The following is a 17,555-nucleotide window of genomic DNA, read 5'->3' as shown; positions in this document are numbered from 1 at the left end:
GTTTTTCTATGCGGGTATTAAATATATTTACCCGAAGAATCGTTGGGTATAGTTTTTTCAAATTGCAAAATAAGTTCTACTTTACTTTCTAATTGGAAACATGTAGTGCTATTATAAGATAGAACTCACCAACGTTCATTACGATTGCTTATGGATAATGATAACAACTTGTGGCAAGGGCTGAAACAAGGTGATAAAGAAATGTTTTTAGCCTTATATAAAAAATACTATCATACACTTTTATTCATTGGGTTGAAGGAAATGAAGGATGCCCATTTGGTGAAAGACATTATCCAGCAATTATTTTTATACCTTTGGGAAAAGAGGGAAACAATACAGGATGCAAGAGATGTAAAATCCTATCTCATCACTTCATTTTTAAGAAAGCTTACTGCAGACTGGAAAAAAAACAAACAGTCAGGTTTATTAGAAGTGGTATGGAGCAGCTACCCCGAAGATCCGCAACCTAATCCGGAAGAAAAATTAATACGTAAAGATGAACAAAGCCATTTGTTTCAACTGTTGATGGATCGTATCAATGAACTGCCGAACCGTCAAAAAGAACTGATTATACTAAAGTTCTACGACGGGTTAAGCTACCCGGAAATTGTACAAAGAACCGGCTTATCTCATCGCACGGTTTATAATAAAATTCATGAGGGATTAAAGAAGCTCAAATTAGATATAGTGAAGAGCCGTCATCCACAAAGTGCTGCACTCATGTCCGTGCTCACTGTTTTGGCCTCTGCTGCCACTTTTGCCATGTGCCAAAAGTATTAAGGCTGGCTTTTTTTAAAAAATCTTTTCAAATGACGGGTAAAAAATGCCTGCAACTTACTCTGCTTTAGAACAGATCCTAATATTATACCATGAACGCTGATAAAATGACCATTGAAGAACTACTTTCCGACGAATCTTTTATTAACTATTGCAAAAGGTCTGCTCCTGCTGATATTGCGTTTTGGGAAAATTATATACGAGAAAACCCCGACAAGGCTTTATTGATTGCGGATGCCGAAGAACAATATGTTCAGCTATTTAATGCTTTGGCGCAGGCCGACCTCGAGGAACAGGCTACCCGTTTAGAAAACAGCCTTGCATTGAGAGAGAGTACGCCGGTTGTTGAGATGGTGAAATTTAAAAAAGGCTGGAGAGGAAAGGTTTTGCCTCTAGTGCTAAAAATTACAGCTGCGGCTATCATTGTGGCAGGTCTGTTTGTTACGATCAACTATTTTATTGGAGGCAGAGATAATAGTAAAACCTATGCGGCGGTATATGGCGAAAGAAAGAATATTCAATTACCCGATGGCTCTGTTGTTACGTTAAATGCCGGAAGCAATATCAAGATCAATGAAAATTATGGTATAGCTACAAGGGATGTTTATTTAGAAGGAGAAGCTTTTTTTGAAGTGAAGCATGATATCACCCGACCATTTATTGTGCACACCCCCGCAATGGATGTAAAAGCATTGGGTACTGCTTTTAATGTAAAGGCATATCTGAATGAAAAAAACACTGAAGCATCTCTGATAAGTGGATTGGTGGAAGTAACACTTAAAGAAAATAATAATGTTAAGATGTTGCTTTATCCCAACCAAAAAATAGAATGGCAAAATGGGAATGCCAACACGCTAAATAACAATTTAACCACGGCAAGCAAGGACACTTATGTTACAGATAGCCTTCCGAAAAAATTGGTGGTCACAAGTACCGGTGATATTAAGGAAATAGCCTGGAAAGAAAACAAATTGATGTTTGATGATGAAGAATTTCACAACATCGCCATTTTATTGGAAAGGTGGTACGGTGCAAAAATTAATTTTAAGGATACCACCATTTGCCACTATCGGTTTACAGGAACATACGAAAAGGAGGATCTGAATACGGTTCTTGATTATTTAAAGGAATCTAAACATTTTAATTATACAATTGAACCAGGCCAAACATTAACCATAAACCTGTCAAAATAAAAATACAGGAGAATGTTGCAGCATTCTACCTGTATCAAAACTTTGAAACGCTTTTAAAATAAAAGAGTTTCTATTTTTTAAATTAAAACCAAAATAAAGGTATGAAAAAAAATCATCCTTGCAGGTGGAGTATGCCAAATCCATCTTTAACGAAGCTGCTTAAAATTATGAAACTGACTGCGATTTTTCTGTTTGTATGTAGCCTCATGGTACATGCAGGAGGCTTTTCCCAGGATGTGAAAGTAACCCTTTCGCTGAACGGGGTAAAAATGACCACGTTTTTTAAAGCCATTGAAAAAGAAACCAATTACAGGTTTACGTTTTCTAATGACATTATTCCGCCAGGAAAGATTGTAACTGTAAAAGCAAAAGAAACGCCATTGTCACAGGTAATGGATGCTGTGCTGCAACAAACCAGACTTAAATACCGGTTTGATGAAACTTCAGGTGTTTTTATTATTTCAGAGAAAAAAGATCAATTTGAAGGTAACCAGGTTGTGCGTACAATCACGGGTACCGTAGCAGGTGAAGGATCAGAACCCCTTGCCGGTGTAACGGTGCAGGTAAAGGGAACTGACAAAGCAACTACTACGGATAATAAAGGTTCGTTCTCGATAGAAGTAGAGGACAATGCCAAAGTGCTGGTATTGTCGTTTATTGGTATGGTTACCCAGGAAGTAAATATAGAAGGCAAATCTTCTGTAAGAGTAGTGATGTCTTTATCAAATAAAGCATTAAATGAAGTGGTGGTGATCGGTTATGGAACGCAGAAAAGGGCATTGGTAACAGGTGCTGTTTCAACTGTAAACAGTAAAACGTTGAATGAGCTGCCCGCACTAACTATTTCGCAGGCCTTGCAGGGTCGTGTTGCTGGTTTGCAGGTAACAAATAACGGAAGCCCGGGTACCGAGCCAATTGTGCGGATCAGAGGTATCAGCTCTATTAGTTTTGCTTCCGATCCGTTGTATGTTGTAGATGGATTTCCCACAGGAAATCTTGCTGCGATTGATGTAAAAGATATTGAATCGGTAGATGTATTGAAAGATGCATCAGCTGCTGCTATTTATGGCTCAAGAGCTACCAGCGGTGTGATAATCATCAATACAAAAAAAGGAAGAAGAGACGGTAAAATGAGTGTTACTCTTGATTCTTATTTTGGCACACAGGAAGTAACAAAACGTCTTTCACTTCTGAACACAGAACAGTTTAAGCAATATGCACTTGCTTACAGAGGCAGCCAGGTGCCGAGACTTACAGAACCTCAAATAAATCAACCCACACATGCGGGAGCAGCACAAACGTATGGCCAAACTAATACAGACTGGCAGGATGCCTATTTTAAGAAAGGCGCAATGAACCAGCATAATGTAGGCTTAAGTGGCGGTAATGATATATCAAGATTTCATGCTTCTGCGGGTTACACCGACCAGCAAGGTACCACTCCAACTGTGGCATATCGCCGTTATAATTTCCGCATTAACTCAGATCATATTATCAGCAAGGTTTTTACGTTCGGTGAAAACCTCTATGTTGCTTCCGGTACACAGGATTATGATAATAATGAAACCGGCTCAAGATCCAATTTGGTAAACGTAATAAGAATGATGCCGCACATACCTGTTTACGATCCAACTTCTAATGGAGGATACAGAGGTGTAGATGCTACTAAAGATGGTGGTGATCCTACTAACCCTGTAGAAGATGCAGCATTAAAGAACCGTGGGAAAAGATCAACAGTAAAGATTTTTGGTACTGCTTTTCTCGAGGCTAATATAACCAGCTGGTTGAAATTTAAATCAACATTTGGTATTGATTATGCAACAGGTTTAGATTACCGTTTCGCTCCAATTTTTAATGATAATGGTGCGGTAGCCGGTTCAAGTGCCACGCAGGCAACAATTACCAATAACCGTAATGTTTCAACTGTAAAATTATTTACAGAGCAACTTACATTCGACAAAACTTTTGGCAACCATCATCTCAATGTAATTGCTGTGTATGAACAACAGGATCAGCAAACAAAGCAGGAAAATGCCAGTGGTAATCAGCCATCAAACGACCTGCGCACGTTAAATAATGCAACGAATATTTCTGCACAAACGCTGGTTGGAGAAAATACATTGTTATCCTACCTGGGACGTTTGAATTATGATTATCAGAGCAAGTACATCTTAAGTGTAGCTGTGAGACGTGATGGACTTTCAGTTTGGGCGCCGGGTAAAAAATGGGCAACATTCCCATCTGCCTCTGTTGGCTGGAGAGTTGACCAGGAAGATTTTATGAGAAACATTCCCAAAATTTCAGAATTGAAAGTAAGAGTGGGATATGGAATTACTGGTCTTAATGGCTTGGTATTAGGAAACACGCCTTGGTTAGTTAGCGTACTTGCAAATAGCTCATCTTATCCTTTCGGTAATTCAATTACAGGTGGACCTGGTTCTAATATTCCAGGATTGGGTAATCAGGATCTGGAATGGGAAAAAACAAAACAGATAAACATTGGTCTTGATCTTGGATTATTTAAAAATAAGATCACTTTCTCAGCTGAGTATTATAAAAGAAATACTGATAACCTGATTTTGGGAGTGCCGATTCCGCCATCGTTTGGATTCATCAACAACACGGTATTGCAAAATGTTGGTGCCATGAAAAATAACGGGTTTGAATTTCAATTGGGTTATAATAAAAGAGAAGGTTCGTTTAAATGGTATGCAAGTACCAACATGAGTTTTGTAACCAACCAGGTAACTAAGTTGGCTGAAGGTGTTACAAAAATTGAGCGGGGCAACGACGCAGATTTTGGTGGTGATAATATTACCAATACTGCTCCGGGATATTCTGTTCAGGGTTTTTATGGTTGGGTAGTAGAAGGTATCTTTCAAAACGCTGCAGAAGTTAGCAGCCATGCCAAACAAACTGCCGCTACAGCTCCCGGTGATCTTAAGTTTAAGGATCTAAACAAAGATGGAATAATTGACAACAATGACCGCCAGTTTCTAGGCAGCTTTATTCCTAAAGTTACTTACGCATTTAATCTTGGAGGCAACTACAAAAATTTTGATGCATCACTTTTCTTCCAGGGAGTACAGGGTAATAAGATTTACAATGCCACAAGGGTTATTACAGAAGGTATGGTTCGTTTCTTCAATGCAGGCACACAAGTATTGAATGCATGGACACCAACCAACACAAAAACAAATATCCCCCGTGCTATTTCATCTGATCCTAACAGGAATGCCCGTCCATCTACCAGATTCCTTGAAGATGGTTCGTTTTTACGCCTGAAAAATATTATGGTAGGATATACTGTGCCTGTGAAGGTTTTAGAAACACATACAAAAGGAACAGTAAAGAGCTTGCGTATTTATGTATCGGCACAAAATATTCTGACGTTTACAAAATACACGGGATTCGATCCGGAAGTGGGTAACAGAACTCCTGGTTCATCATTAACCAATGGTATCGACTTTGCTGTGTACCCACAGCCTAAATCTTTCCAGGCAGGTATTCAGGCAAGTTTTTAATGGTATTATCCCAGGTTTATTTTTATAAAACAATTATAGTATTATGAAACAAAATATAAAATCAATTATAGCAGCATCATTGGCAATTGTTAGTATGATGGGCTGCAACAAAAAACTGGAGGTGTTGGATGAAAATAACCCAACAACGGAAAGTTATTTTAAAACAGCAGGCGAGCTGCAGAATGGCGTAAATGCTGTTTACTCAAGTTTAAGATCTGCGCAGTTGGTTGGACGGGAATGGTTTTTTACACATGATATGAGAGGCGGCGAATGTTGGTCTGGTGGAGATCAGTTAGAGGCACCAAGAGCTGAGTTGTTAAAGCAACCATCACCGGCAACATCAAACTCTGTAATGTCTGATGTATGGACTGGCTGCTACCGAATGATCAACAGGGCAAACCTGGTACTTAGTAAAGCACCTGCAATAACTGATAATACTGCACTAAGAGACCGTGTGGTTGGCGAAGCTAAATTTTTAAGAGGCTGGGCTTATTTTGAATTAGTATCACAATGGGGAGAAGTTCCGTTGTATACAGAAACAATTTCTTCTGCTATTGGTTTTAAAGGCAAATCGCCTGTTGCTGATATCTACGCTCTTATTGTAAAAGACCTCACCGAAGCTGCAGCTGCTTTGCCTGCAAGCTATGGTTCTGCGGATAATGGCAGAGCAACAAGTGGTGCAGCTAATTCTTTACTTGGCAGAGCACTTATGCAAAAAGGCGACTATGCTGCTGCTAAAACTGCATTGCTAAAAGTATATGGCAAATATTCGCTGGTACCTAATTACCTGTGGAATTTTGATGGTGATATAAAGAGTGATGGTGGTGTAACTATTACAGCCGGACATGAATTTAATGCTGAATCTATTTTTGAAGTTGTGTTTGTTGATAAGGGTGATAACAACTTTAACTGGGGTTATATTGGTGAAGGTTCAACAAGTCCGTTGAGTACAGTGCGTAATCAGGAGTATGGAATTACCTGGGGTAATGTCATTCCTTCAGACAGATTTCTAAATGAATTTGAAGCGAATGATCCGAGATACAAGTTTACTATTTACGAAGAAGGTGATAATATCTTAACAGCTCCCGGTGCTGTTGACAATATCAATAACCCATCAGTTACACCACGTCAACTTACTGCTGCTGCAATGAACATTGCAAAAAGCACAAAAAATGGTGTAACCATTAAGCGTTTTTTCCGCAAGTATAGTATTTATGAATACGTAAACTCCGGATTCCATCCCGGCGGTATTAATCAACGTGTAATTCGTTATGCAGATGTATTGCTGATGTTAGCTGAATGTGAAGCAGAAGTAGGAACACCTGCACAGGCAGCAATTTATATCAACGAAGTACGTAGCCGTCCGGGTGTTGCTATGCCACCTGTTTCACCGGCAACAAAAAACGATGCTTTGAAAGCAGTCATGCACGAAAGGGCAGTTGAATTAGGTGGCGAAGAAGTGGCCAATATAGATGTATTGCGTTGGAGGAAAAAAGGATACTTCCCTTCTTTAAAACCTGATCCTGTACCTGGGCAAGTAGATATGTTCCCGATTCCGGCAATTGAAACTTCAACTAATCCAATGATAAAATAAATGGAGTAGTGTAATTTAGATAGAGGCTATTCCAATAGCCTCTATTTTTTTGCTGATTAGTAGCCATGAGAGTTTTAAACGATAACTTGTAATCTGCATGACCAAGCTTTTATCTGATTGTATACAGTTTGTTTTTTTTACCGGCATCATTTTATTACTGTCGTGTAATCGTCAGCAAAAAGAGACGTTGTTTACGCAATTGCCGGCAACATCATCTGGTATACATTTTAGTAATGATATCCACGATAACGATTCTTCGTACTCGTTCATCAACGAGTTTGGTTATATGGGTGGAGGTGTTGGCATTGGCGATTTTAATAATGACGGACTGAGGGATATTTTTTTTAGCGGAAACCAGGTAAGCAGCCGGTTGTATATAAACAAAGGCAATAATAAATTTGATGACATCACAGAGAAAGCAGGAATAGGTACAAATGTCTGGTGTACCGGCGTAAGCATTGTTGATATTAACCACGATGGCTTTGATGATATATATGTTTGCGTATTTGGTAAGGATCTGGTGACCCGTTCAAAAAATCTTTTATTCATCAACCAACGCAACCTTAGTTTTAAAGAAGAAGCAGAAGCATACGGATTGGCCAACATGGGTAATTCCACCCAGGCGGTGTTTTTTGATTACGATAAAGACGGTGATCTGGATATGTACCTGGCCAATTATTTATTATCAGCCAATAATTCCAACAACATTTTGCCACGTGACAAAAGCGGCTATTCACCTGCTAATGATAAACTCTACCGTAATGATGGCGACAGCACAAATGCGGGGCATCCTGTTTATACAGACGTGTCAATGGCGGCCGGAATTAAAGAAGATGGTTATGGGCTAGGCGTTTCCGTTAGTGATTTAAATAACGATGGCTGGCCTGATATTTATGTTGCAAATGATTTTATATCCAATGATGAACTATGGCTGAATAACCGCAATGGTACCTTTACAAATTGTATTGACAAATCTATTCAGCACCAGTCTTACTCAAGCATGGGTGCTGACGCAGCAGATATTAATAATGACACCTTAACGGATATCATTACGCTTGATATGCTGCCGGAAATGAATAAACGAAAAAAGACTTCGGTGTCTTTTATGAATTACGATCGGTATGAATCAGAAAGAGCGATGGGTTACGAGCCGGAATTTATGCGCAACATGCTGCAGTTGAATAATGGTCATTTAAAAACAGGAAATACCGATATCCCTTTTTTTAGTGAGATAGGACGATTGAGCGGCGTACATGCCACTGATTGGAGTTGGAGTGTATTGATGGCTGATTTTAATAATGATGGCTGGAAAGATATGCATGTCACCAATGGCATCGGTAGGGATTTTATTGATGCCGATTTCGTGGAGTTCAGTAATAATATTTTCAATAACAACTTAACAAAGGAAGAAAAGCAAAAAGCGATCAGAAAAAAACTGGCTTCTTTAGAAAATGTTAACCTGCCCAATTATTTATTCATCAATAATAAAGACCTTACATTTTCAGATGAATCAAAAAATGGAGGCGTTGACGAGCCCTCTATGTCTAATGGTGCGGCATATGCCGATTTGGATAATGATGGTGATCTTGATCTTGTTGTAAATAATATTAATAAACCGGCATTTGTTTTACTCAACAATACCAATCAACAAAACAAACCATCCGCCTCTCATTATTTAAGTCTGCAACTGATTGGTGACAGTCTGAATAAAAATGGATTTGGCGCAAAAGTATTTATCTACAATAACGGCAACTTACAGCTGCAGGAACAAAACCCGGTCCGTGGTTATTTCTCATCGGTAGATCAACAGCTTGTTTTTGGTTTAGCACAGAATGATCATGCAGATTCATTGATTGTTGTGTGGCCCGATGGCAAGAAACAGCTGTTAAGAAATGTAAAGGCTGATACCAGCTTGTCACTTGCATGGAAAAACGCAGCTGTTGAGCTGGTTGCTGCAGTTAATTCTCCTTATATTTTTTCAGATATAACAGGGTACAATGGTTTGATATATAAACACAGCGATAACATTTATAACGATTACGCCAGTCAACAATTATTGCCGCAGAAATATTCTCAATTGGGCCCGTTTATAACTACCGGCGATATCAATAATGACGGTACAACAGATTTTTTTATTGGCGGTGCATTTAATTTTTCAGGAAAAATCTTTTCACAAACAGCCGGACAACTATTTACTTCAAAAAATCTCACCGACAGCATTAAGTTTGAAGAAGACCAGGATTGCATTTTGTTTGATGCTGACAGAGATGGCGATAACGACTTATTGGTTACTTATGGCGGAATGCAGTATGAGGAAAATTCAATTTATTATAAACCACGTTTGTTTAGCAATGATGGCAAAGGAAATTTTAAACTGCAACCTGATGCTATACCTGATTCAGTCAGAACAATTGCAGGCTGTTTAAGCGCAAATGATTTTGATAACGATGGCTACGTCGATTTATTTATTGGAGGCAGAGTATCAAAAAATTACCCCACAGCTCCAAAAAGTTTTTTGTTGCATAATAACAAAGGCATTTTCACTGATGTTACTGCAAAAGTTTGCCCGGCATTGCAAACACCGGGAATGATTACTGCAGCAGTGTGGACAGATTTTAATAATGATCATCAACCAGATCTTATCATTGCCGGAGATTGGATGCCGTTACAATTTTTTAAAAATGATCGTGGACGTTTTATTGACGTAACAGCAGCAACCGGGCTTACTCAAATGAATGGTATGTGGCGTAGTTTGAATGCAACTGATATTGATAATGATGGGGATATTGATCTTGTTGCCGGTAACCTTGGGTTGAATTGTGAATACAAGGTTAGTCTGCAGGAGCCCATGCAATTATTCGCAACTGATCTCGATGGCAACGGCAGTACCGATCCTTTTTTATTTTATTATATAAAGGACGGAGATGGTATTAAACGTTCTTATCCCGCCATTAGCAGAGGCCGTTTTGCTGAACGGGTACCTGCTATAAAAAAGCAATTTCTATTAAATGAGGATTTTGCACACGCCAGCTACCAGGATATTTTTAAAGGAAAATCACCCGAAAAAATTTTGCAGTTGCTTTGTGATGAAACAAGAACCTGTTATTTTGAAAATACAGGCAATGGCAAATTCATCAAACATGTATTGCCGGTAGAAGCACAATTTTCCCCTGTTAATTCTATTATCTGCGACGACCTGGATAACGATGGCTTTAAAGATCTGTTGCTGGCAGGTAATGAATACCAGGCGGAGGTAATGACGGGAAGATATGATGCATCATACGGTTGTTTTCTTCGAGGTGCCAGCAATAAATCGTTTACATCAGTCCCACCGGCAACCAGCGGTTTTATATTGAAAGGTGATGTGAAAGACATGTCGCTTATTCGCTTATCAAACGGGGAAAAAATAGTACTCGCTGCCGTTAATAATGATTCCATGAGAGTGTTTAAAATAGCTATTGCAATCAATAAGTCAAAATAGAGATAAGAAAATTCAACCAGTTTAAGGTAGAAAGGTTGGGCTTTCAGCAGGGGTTTAATCTGCCTTTAAGCAGAAATTCTGTTTAATTAATACTTTCTGTGTGTTTTGTGACTGAAAAAACACTGAGAATATTTGTAAGATTGAATTTTTTCATAGATTGAACCTGCCTAATTTTGCGTTGCTATGACAAGAACTCAGGAACTATTAAACGATGTAGTTATCAAATTTGCCGGCGATAGTGGTGATGGTATGCAATTGACCGGTAGCCAGTTTACCAATAATACCGCCCTCATGGGAATTGATCTTGCCACTTTCCCCGATTTTCCGGCTGAGATCCGTGCTCCACAAGGAACTCTCGCAGGTGTGAGTGGTTATCAGTTGCGTTTCAGCAGCGACCATGTGTACACACCGGGAGATGATTGCGATGTGTTAGTGGCGATGAATGCTGCTGCATTAAAAGCTAATCTCAAAGCCATTAAGAAGGGCGGAAAGATCATTGTCAATACAGATGGTTTTGATGCGAAGAATCTTCGCCTCGCCAACTACCCCGAAGGTGTTAATCCTCTCGACGATGATAGTTTATCGAACTATGAAGTGATCAAGATGGATGTGACCAAGATGACAAGGGAAGCATTGACCGACATCACGATGGGTATGAAGGAAAAAGACCGTGCAAAGAATATGTTTGTATTGGGCTTTTTGTACTGGATGTACAATCGTGACATGGAAAGTACCATCAGCTTCCTCACAGATAAATTTGGTAAGAAACCTGATATTCTTGAAAGCAATATCCGTGTAATGAGAGCCGGTTATAACTACGGCGATACAACGGAAACATTTACCACAACTTATAAAGTAGAGAAAGCGAGGATGGAACCCGGTTTATACCGTTCCATTATGGGTAACCAGGCTGTGAGTTATGGTTTGATCGCTGCTTCGCAAAAAAGCGGGCTTCAATTATTCCTCGGCTCATATCCAATTACACCTGCTTCAGATATCTTACACGATCTCAGTAAGTACAAAGCATTCGGTGTAAAAACATTCCAGGCCGAAGATGAAATTGCTGCTATTACATCATCTATTGGAGCTGCTTATGGCGGTTCATTAGCTGTTACTACAAGCAGTGGTCCCGGTATTGCATTAAAAGGTGAAGCAATGGGTTTGGCAGTGATGCTGGAAATTCCTTTGCTTATTATCAATATTCAACGTGGCGGTCCTTCAACAGGTTTACCCACCAAAACTGAACAGAGTGATCTGATGCAGGCTTATTATGGTCGTAATGGCGAATGCCCGATGCCGATCATTTCTGCATCAACGCCTGCTGATTGTTTTGATGCGGTGTATGAAGCTGCACGCATTGCGGTGCAACACATGACACCAGTTATGTTCTTAAGCGATGGTTACATTGCCAATGGTGCTGAACCATGGAAATTCCCACAAAGCGCTGATCTGCCTGAAATAAAAGTGAACTTTAAGAAAGGACTTGATGAAGGCGAAGAAAAATTACTGGCCTACAAACGTGATGAAAAACTGGCTCGCCCCTGGGCTATTCCCGGCACGCCCGGATTGGAACACCGTATTGGGGGCTTAGAAAAACAGGATATTACCGGTAACATCAGCTACGATGCCGATAACCACCAGCACATGGTGAAAACAAGACAGGCTAAGGTTGATAAAATTGCTGATTATATTCCTGAACAGAAATTAGACAGTGGTGCAGCAACAGGTAAAGTATTGGTACTGGGTTGGGGTAGTACTTATGGTGCAATCAAAAGTGCTTGTGCTGAACTGCAGGCGCAGGGTAAATCAGTATCGCATGCGCATCTCCGTTACATCCGTCCTTTTCCGAAAAATCTTGGTGACATACTGAAGAGTTTTGATACAGTGTTGGTACCTGAGATCAATAATGGTCAGCTGATCCGTATTATTCGTGATCTGTATTTTGTTGATGCGAAAGGTTATAACAAGATCAAAGGGGTGCCTATCACCAAAGGTGAATTGATTGAAGAAATCGGTAAGTATTTGTAAATTACTGTCAGTCTTTTAAATAATTAAATCCATCAATACCCATTGATGGATTTTTTGTTTTCATTTACTAAAGCAGAAATTATCTTACGTTCAAATCTTATGATCATGAACAGAAACTTATTCATAATTGCCTTCCTGCTTCTTTCATTTGCTACAGCTGCGCAGCAAACAAAAGCACCTATCGAAAAAGAAAAATGGCATTGGGGAAATCCAAACAAACAGGATACATCAGCCGGTTATGCGCAGGCATTGAAAGTGGGCGATGTGTTATACATTTCCGGGACAGTTGCAACAGATATGAATGAAGAAGGGGTGAAGCGATTATACAGTGGTTTAGAACGTTCACTCAAGCAATATGGCTTAACCTTTCAGCATGTGGTAAAAGAAAATCTTTACACTACTGATATTGAAGCGATGAAGCAATTGAACTATGTGCGCAAACAATTTTATAAAGGAGATTTTCCTGCTGCGACATGGGTTCAGATCGTTCGGTTATTTATGCCCGATGCAAAACTGGAAGTGGAGTTGATCGCACATTTTCCGAAACAATAATCACCTGTTATTCTTCTCAAAATATTTACAGCAATGCTGTAATCCACATTCCCTGCATTTTGGAGTGCGTGCCACACAGATATAACGCCCGTGTAAAATGAGCCAGTGATGTGCTTTATGAATAAGTTCTGTTGGAAAATGTTTGATCAATTCTTTTTCAACAGCTAAAGGAGTCGTGGCTGCTTGTTTCACTAATCCAATGCGTTTACTTACACGAAATACATGCGTATCGACAGCCATGTTCGGTTGTGCATCGACAACCGATGTAATAACGTTGGCAGTTTTTCGTCCAACACCCGGCAGCTTCACCAATTCCTCAACGCTTAATGGCACTTCGCTGTTAAACTCGTTAACGAGTTTTTGCGCCATGCCAATTAAATGTTTGGTTTTGTTGTTGGGATAAGAAATGCTTTTAATGAGTGGAAACAAGTCATCAAACGTTGCCTTGCTCATGCTTTCTGCATCAGGATATTTTTCGAAGATAGAAGGTGTGGTGAGGTTTACACGTTTATCAGTACACTGTGCACTTAAAATAACGGCCACTAATAATTGAAAAGGATTGTCGTACAGTAATTCTGTTTCAGCATCAGGGGCATGCACAGAAAAATAATCAATAACCGATTGGTAACGCTCTTTTGTTGTCATTCTGAATTGGGAATGACGGCGAAATTAGGGAAAGATCAGTTTGAAGATGAAATATCGGAAGCTGCTAAATCTTTGTTTGCATATTTCAGTACAGACAGAACGGTTTCTGTTCTGGGAGAAAATTTAAATTTCGTAAGTCGTTGAGCTGCTTTTTTGATTACCTCGAATTTTTCTCTCAGGGTCCAATCTTCGGCCAACGCTTGTTCGATGGCGGCATTCTCGGCTGGGGTCGTTTCTTTGTAGAGATATTGTAACAAGTCTTCCGGCGTAAATTTATGTGTCATAAGCAATCCTGTTTTTTGTTGCGTAGGGGCTTCTCAAAGGATCTGCTTTGCTATTAAACGCTGTCGGTAAACTTGTATTGTACGGGTAGGTATTTTTTATTCGTTAAAGAGGAAAATGTCCTCATTATCACGCTTCATATAATAGTTCTCACGGGCGAGGCGCTCGTAGGCTGAAGGGTCGTTTTTGCGCTTTTCCAGCTCAGTTTTGGCCGTTTCGATCTTCTGATCGTAATAGGTACTACTGCTCTTTAATTCAGTCAGTTTCTTAAATCGGCTGATCTGGGTAATAAAATCATTCCGGTCAACAAATAACATCCATACCGCAAAACCAATAATGGTTAAAACATATTTGTTTTTTAATATGGGTGGAATATTATTCAGAATTTTCATATGCGATCAAAATAAAAATGGTTCATAGTTCACAGTTAATGCCCATGAACTATGAACCATTAACTATTTGCTATTTACCAAATTTAATCTTTCCGCCCGGATAAATTGCATTCTCGCCCAGCATTTCTTCAATGCGGATGAGTTGGTTATACTTTGCCATACGATCGGTACGTGAAGCAGAACCTGTTTTAATTTGTCCGCAATTCAATGCAACAGCCAAATCAGCAATGGTAGTATCTTCTGTTTCACCACTTCTATGACTCATTACAGTTGTGAAACCTGCGTTCTGTGCCATTTGCACCGCATTGATTGTTTCAGTAACGGTACCAATCTGGTTTACTTTAATCAGGATGCTGTTGCTGATACCTTTATCAATACCTTCTTTCAAACGTTTTACGTTTGTAACAAAAAGATCATCACCAACCAGCTGGCATCTTTTGCCAAGGCTTTCAGTTAATTTTTTCCAACCTGCCCAATCATCTTCAGCCATACCATCTTCAATCGAAATGATCGGATATTTATTTACCCACTCAGTCCAGTAAGCAACCATTTCATCGCTGCTGATCACCTTACTTGGATTGCTCTTATAGAATTTATACGTGTTGGTTGCTTCATCATACATTTCGCTTGATGCCGCATCCATTGCAATACCAACCTGCTCACCTGGTTTGTAACCGGCAGCAGTAATTGCTTCCAATACAGTTTCAATTGCTTCTTCGTTGCTTTGAATTTCAGGAGCAAAACCACCTTCATCACCAACGTTCGTGCTGAAGCCTTTTTTCTTTAATACTGCTTTCAGGTGATGGAAAATTTCAACACCCCAACGTAAACCTTCACTGAAAGAAGGAGCACCAAAAGGAATCACCATGAATTCCTGGAAATCAATTTTGTTATCAGCATGTGCACCACCGTTCATGATATTCATCATAGGAACAGGGATCACTGTGCTGTTTACACCACCGAGGTAACGGAATAAAGGCAAACCGCTTTCTTCAGCAGCAGCTTTTGCAACAGCCATACTTACTGCAAGCATTGCGTTTGCACCAAGTGAACCTTTATTTTCTGTTCCATCAATTTTAATAAGAAGATTGTCGATGTAAGCCTGACGTGTAACATCAATACCGATCAGCTGATCAGCAATAACATCATTTACATTTTGTACAGCTTTCATCACACCACGACCAAGGTATTTGCTTTTATCGCCATCACGTAATTCAACGGCTTCGTGTTTACCTGTACTTGCACCACTTGGTACGGCAGCACGGCCAATTATACCATTATCTGTTATCACGTCTACTTCAACTGTAGGGTTGCCACGGCTGTCGAGAATTTGTCTTGCATGAATGTCTGCGATAAAGCTCATAAAATTCAGTTTGTAGTTAATGTTTTAGTCCGGAAGTCGTGAAGAGAAAATACCGGAAGATTGTTCGTTCCGAAGATGGAGATCAGCAGAGTTGTTCTTTCGGACTTTCTAACTTCTCTCTTTTCTGACTTTTTTTGTTTGCGCTGCAAAGAAAAGACATTCAAAGGCAGCAACAAAGGATAAAAGGCAGTGAAATTGATTATTTTTAAGTACAACAAACGATTGTATGGACACAGCTTTACTTACTTCCATTGCAATGGGCATTGCCCTGAGTGCCTGCTGTGGTTTCCGGGTATTTGTGCCCATGCTTGGAGCCAGCTTTGCAGCATACCAGCAATGGTTTGCATTGCCGGCGGATATGCAATGGATGGGAAGCCTGCCTGCGTTGATTTGTTTTGGTACTGCCGCCATTCTTGAAATTGGCGCTTATTATATTCCTTTTGTTGATAACCTGCTGGATGCAATTGCTACGCCGTTAGCCGTAGCAGCAGGAACTGTACTGGCTGCATCGTTTTTGCCCATTGCAGAATTCAGTCCGTTGTTGAAATGGATCATGGCTATTATTGCAGGTGGCGGAGCGGCAGGAACTGTGCATGCAGGCACAGGCTTGCTGCGTTTGTTTTCTTCAAAGACAACTGCAGGTGTAGGAAATGCTGTTGTTTCAACAGGTGAGAATGCAGCTGCAATTGGCGGCACTGCGTTGAGTTTTACTGCACCTATTTTAATTGCAGTACTGATGTTGTTTTTGGTGGGATGGATATTGGTGAAGCGAGTAGGGCGAGTGGTGAGAAAAAATTAATTAGTCAAACTCCTGAACACATCTTCCAGTGAATTCTCATCGCTCTTCAAAGAAAGCACATTGAGATTTTTTTCGATGGATAATTGCAGCAATTGTTTCTTCACTGCATCCGGATTATCTGTTTTAAATTTCCAGGTAGTGTTGTTAATGCGAATACAATTTTGAATTGAACTGAAGAGCGATTCATCTACTTCTTCTTTTAATTCAAGAATTACTTCTCCAGCATGAACTTTCTTCAAGAGGTTAGATAACTGATCATCTGCGACAATGGTTCCTTTGTTGATAATGATCACACGGTCGCAAATGGCTTGCACTTCCTGTAAGATGTGCGAAGAGAATAAAACTGTTTTGTTTAATCCAAGTTGTTTGATCACATCTCTTATCTCAATGATCTGGTTGGGATCAAGTCCGCTTGTTGGTTCATCTAAGATCAATACTTCAGGATCATGAATGAGTGCAGCAGCCAAACCAACACGCTGCTTATAACCTTTTGACAACTGTCCGATCTTTTTATGTGCTTCAGGTGTTAAACCAACCTGCTCAATTGTTGTTTGGATTTTGTTCTTTGGATTTTGTATTTGATGCACTTCAGCAACAAAAGCTAAATACTCTTTCACATACATATCGTAATATAACGCATTGCTCTCAGGTAAGTAGCCGATCTTTTGTTTGCTGCCCATCGGATTGTCATTCACCTTTATATCACACACAACAGCAGTACCACTTGTTGGTTGCAGGTAACCCGTGATCATTTTCATAGTGGTACTTTTTCCTGCTCCATTCGGCCCAAGAAAACCAACGATCTCTCCTTTGTTTACTTTAAAGGAAATATTGTTCACCGCTTTTTGCTCACCATAAAGTTTCACCAGGTTGTTGACCTCAATTGACATGTGCTGTGTTTGCTTCAAAAATAGATGAAATATCC

13 protein-coding genes are annotated in these 17,555 nt (G+C 39.7%); 8 read left to right on the top strand and 5 right to left on the bottom strand.

Features of this window, described 5'->3' with window-relative positions; genetic code table 11:
* The first annotated feature begins 201 nt into the window (after positions 1–201).
* From WG954_RS01960 to WG954_RS01930, 7 genes are all read left to right on the top strand, one after another.
* Positions 202–780 carry an RNA polymerase sigma factor gene (locus tag WG954_RS01960; RefSeq protein ID WP_340433098.1) on the top strand — a complete coding sequence of 193 codons (579 nt, stop codon included), beginning with the start codon at positions 202–204 and terminating at the stop codon, positions 778–780.
* 89 nt (positions 781–869) lie between these two features.
* On the top strand, positions 870–1,970 hold the full coding sequence (locus WG954_RS01955) for a FecR family protein (protein ID WP_340433095.1): 1,101 nt from the start codon (positions 870–872) through the stop codon (positions 1,968–1,970).
* A 167-nt stretch (positions 1,971–2,137) separates the two neighbouring features.
* Positions 2,138–5,494 (top strand): SusC/RagA family TonB-linked outer membrane protein, encoded by a 3,357-nt coding sequence (locus tag WG954_RS01950; RefSeq protein ID WP_340433092.1) that lies wholly within the window; start codon positions 2,138–2,140, stop codon positions 5,492–5,494.
* 43 nt (positions 5,495–5,537) lie between these two features.
* The gene (locus WG954_RS01945; RefSeq protein WP_340433089.1) at positions 5,538–7,088 is read left to right on the top strand and encodes a RagB/SusD family nutrient uptake outer membrane protein; all 1,551 of its coding nucleotides are present in this window, start codon (positions 5,538–5,540) and stop codon (positions 7,086–7,088) included.
* 97 nt (positions 7,089–7,185) lie between these two features.
* Complete coding sequence (locus WG954_RS01940) at positions 7,186–10,569, top strand: VCBS repeat-containing protein (RefSeq protein ID WP_340433087.1); 3,384 nt, start codon at positions 7,186–7,188, stop codon at positions 10,567–10,569.
* 183 nt (positions 10,570–10,752) lie between these two features.
* Complete coding sequence (locus WG954_RS01935; RefSeq protein ID WP_340433084.1) at positions 10,753–12,597, top strand: 2-oxoacid:acceptor oxidoreductase subunit alpha; 1,845 nt, start codon at positions 10,753–10,755, stop codon at positions 12,595–12,597.
* 105 nt (positions 12,598–12,702) lie between these two features.
* Entirely contained in the window at positions 12,703–13,149 is a 447-nt protein-coding gene (locus WG954_RS01930) for a RidA family protein (RefSeq protein WP_340433083.1), read from the top strand.
* Here WG954_RS01930 and nth read toward each other — a convergent pair whose 3' ends face one another.
* The 4 genes from nth to eno form a co-directional block, all read right to left on the bottom strand.
* Positions 13,150–13,794 (bottom strand): endonuclease III, encoded by a 645-nt coding sequence (gene nth, locus WG954_RS01925; protein WP_340433080.1) that lies wholly within the window; start codon positions 13,792–13,794, stop codon positions 13,150–13,152. It abuts the gene before it with no gap.
* A gap of 35 nt (positions 13,795–13,829) precedes the next feature.
* Positions 13,830–14,078 (bottom strand): anti-sigma factor, encoded by a 249-nt coding sequence (locus WG954_RS01920; protein ID WP_324230654.1) that lies wholly within the window; start codon positions 14,076–14,078, stop codon positions 13,830–13,832.
* A gap of 96 nt (positions 14,079–14,174) precedes the next feature.
* Positions 14,175–14,468: an FtsB family cell division protein gene (locus WG954_RS01915; protein WP_324230655.1), complete on the bottom strand. Its 294-nt coding sequence runs from the start codon at positions 14,466–14,468 to the stop codon at positions 14,175–14,177.
* Positions 14,469–14,538: 70 nt separating this feature from the next.
* Positions 14,539–15,831, bottom strand: coding sequence for a phosphopyruvate hydratase (gene eno, locus WG954_RS01910; RefSeq protein WP_340433076.1), 1,293 nt, complete (start codon positions 15,829–15,831; stop codon positions 14,539–14,541).
* Between the two features lie 226 nt (positions 15,832–16,057).
* On the opposite strand from eno, the gene WG954_RS01905 reads away from it, so the two are divergent.
* Positions 16,058–16,630, top strand: coding sequence for a DUF4126 domain-containing protein (locus tag WG954_RS01905; RefSeq protein ID WP_340433073.1), 573 nt, complete (start codon positions 16,058–16,060; stop codon positions 16,628–16,630).
* Here the strand turns inward: WG954_RS01905 and gldA are convergent.
* Positions 16,627–17,520, bottom strand: a complete 894-nt coding sequence (gldA, locus tag WG954_RS01900; protein ID WP_340433071.1) for a gliding motility-associated ABC transporter ATP-binding subunit GldA — start codon at positions 17,518–17,520, stop codon at positions 16,627–16,629. The two genes, WG954_RS01905 and gldA, sit on opposite strands and share 4 nt — an antisense overlap.
* Between the last annotated feature and the right edge of the window lie 35 nt (positions 17,521–17,555).

This window comes from Lacibacter sp. H375 (assembly GCF_037892425.1).
Lineage (GTDB): Bacteria > Bacteroidota > Bacteroidia > Chitinophagales > Chitinophagaceae > Lacibacter.
The sequence above is the reverse complement of the archived record's forward strand: the minus strand, read 5'-3'. Positions and strand labels throughout refer to the sequence as shown.

Coding starts and splice junctions, on each gene's coding strand:
- WG954_RS01960 (WP_340433098.1), top strand. CDS start 202: ATGTTTTTAGCCTTATATAAAAAATACTATCATACACTTTTATTCATT.
- WG954_RS01955 (WP_340433095.1), top strand. CDS start 870: ATGAACGCTGATAAAATGACCATTGAAGAACTACTTTCCGACGAATCT.
- WG954_RS01950 (WP_340433092.1), top strand. CDS start 2,138: ATGAAACTGACTGCGATTTTTCTGTTTGTATGTAGCCTCATGGTACAT.
- WG954_RS01945 (WP_340433089.1), top strand. CDS start 5,538: ATGAAACAAAATATAAAATCAATTATAGCAGCATCATTGGCAATTGTT.
- WG954_RS01940 (WP_340433087.1), top strand. CDS start 7,186: ATGACCAAGCTTTTATCTGATTGTATACAGTTTGTTTTTTTTACCGGC.
- WG954_RS01935 (WP_340433084.1), top strand. CDS start 10,753: ATGACAAGAACTCAGGAACTATTAAACGATGTAGTTATCAAATTTGCC.
- WG954_RS01930 (WP_340433083.1), top strand. CDS start 12,703: ATGAACAGAAACTTATTCATAATTGCCTTCCTGCTTCTTTCATTTGCT.
- nth (WP_340433080.1), bottom strand. CDS start 13,794: ATGACAACAAAAGAGCGTTACCAATCGGTTATTGATTATTTTTCTGTG.
- WG954_RS01920 (WP_324230654.1), bottom strand. CDS start 14,078: ATGACACATAAATTTACGCCGGAAGACTTGTTACAATATCTCTACAAA.
- WG954_RS01915 (WP_324230655.1), bottom strand. CDS start 14,468: ATGAAAATTCTGAATAATATTCCACCCATATTAAAAAACAAATATGTT.
- eno (WP_340433076.1), bottom strand. CDS start 15,831: ATGAGCTTTATCGCAGACATTCATGCAAGACAAATTCTCGACAGCCGT.
- WG954_RS01905 (WP_340433073.1), top strand. CDS start 16,058: ATGGACACAGCTTTACTTACTTCCATTGCAATGGGCATTGCCCTGAGT.
- gldA (WP_340433071.1), bottom strand. CDS start 17,520: ATGTCAATTGAGGTCAACAACCTGGTGAAACTTTATGGTGAGCAAAAA.